1 protein-coding gene is annotated in these 1473 nt (G+C 63.9%); it reads left to right on the top strand.

Annotation, left to right across the window (positions count from 1 at the left end; genetic code table 11):
• Positions 1-151 precede the first annotated feature (151 nt).
• Positions 152-1459, top strand: a complete 1308-nt coding sequence (locus GOALK_RS07970) for an ISL3 family transposase (protein WP_006358292.1) — start codon at positions 152-154, stop codon at positions 1457-1459.
• The last annotated feature ends 14 nt before the right edge of the window (positions 1460-1473 follow it).

Genomic DNA, 1473 nt, shown 5'->3' with positions numbered 1-1473 from the left:
GGCTCTTCCTGATTGACGGTGCGTAGAACGGGTTCTACCGGGCACAAGATGTAGGTCGGGTTCGGCGGCGGCGAGCCGGGGATGCGGGCGGGTCCTGTGGTGTGAAGATGAAAGCCCCTACACCTCATCACTCACACCGACAGGACCCTCGTTGCAGCGTAGCGCCATTGCCGACACGATTTGCCGCACGATCGAACTCGGGGTGACGATCACCGATGCCGCTCTCGACGGCGAGGATCGCACACACCTGTTCTGCGAGGTCTTGGCCCCGAAGAGTAGCTGCCCGAGGTGCGAGCGGGCGGGTCGGTTGCGTGATCATGTCGATCGTGAGGTGGCAGATCTACCGATCGTGGGCCATCCGACCCGGTTGCATCTGAGGGTGCCGCGCTACGCCTGCGAGAACGGCGCGTGTGGTCAGGGCATCTTTCGCGCCGACATCTCGGCGATCGTCGCGCCGCGCGCGGCGGTGACGCGCCGCACGATCGCGTGGATTCTTCGGCGGATGATTCTGGACAAGATGAGCGTCTCTGCGGTCGCCGCGTCGGTCGGGTTGGGCTGGAACACCGTGAATGCCCTCGCGTTGCAGGCGGCGCGTACGGTGGCTTCGGCGCCTGGCCGACTCGACGGTGTCAGGGTTCTCGGTGTTGATGAGCACAAGTGGAAACATGTTCGCGGCAATGGTGATTCGAGTTTCGTGACCGTGCTGGTCGACCTCACACCGATTGTGGATGGGACCGGGTCGGCGCGCTTGCTGGATATGGTGGGCGGCCGGTCCAAAGCGGCGTTGAAGGACTGGCTCGATGCCCGCGATGACTCCTTTCGGGACCGGATCCGGGTGGTCACCATGGACGGATTCACCGGGTATCGCACCGCGACCGCCGAGGCATTGGATAAGGCGCGGGCGGTGATGGACCCGTTCCACGTGGTCCATCTGGCCGCCGAGAAGCTCACAGTGTGTCGTCAACGCGTGCAACACGATACGTGTGGGCACCGCGGCCGCACGGGTGATCCGCTCTACGGTATCCGCCGACCACTGCTGACCCGGATCGCGTTGCTGACAGACAAGCAGAAGGCCCGGCTACGTAGCGGGTTGGAGGCTCACGAGGAGCACGTGGCCGTCTCGGTCACCTACGCGATCTACCAAGAGCTGATCAACGCCTACGGCCAGGAGAACAAGCGTGACGGCAAGATCGCGATGTACAAGCTGCTCAAACGGATTCATACCGGCGTTCCGTCCGGGCTGGCAGAGTTGGCCCAACTCGGCCGATCATTATGGGCGCGGCGTGCCGAGATCTTGGCCTACTTCGACACCGGCGCCTCCAACGGACCCGTCGAAGCGATCAACGGCCGCCTGGAACACCTCCGCGGGATCGCGTTGGGCTTCCGCAACCTCAACCACTACATCTTGCGGTCACTCATCCACTCCGGCGGCCTCGCACAACACCTCGACGCACTCTGAATCAGGAAGAGCCG

Origin of the sequence: Gordonia alkanivorans NBRC 16433, assembly GCF_000225505.1 — a bacterium.
Classification (GTDB): domain Bacteria; phylum Actinomycetota; class Actinomycetes; order Mycobacteriales; family Mycobacteriaceae; genus Gordonia; species Gordonia alkanivorans.
Note: the sequence above shows the minus strand (reverse complement) of the source record. Positions and strands in the feature narration are given on the sequence as shown.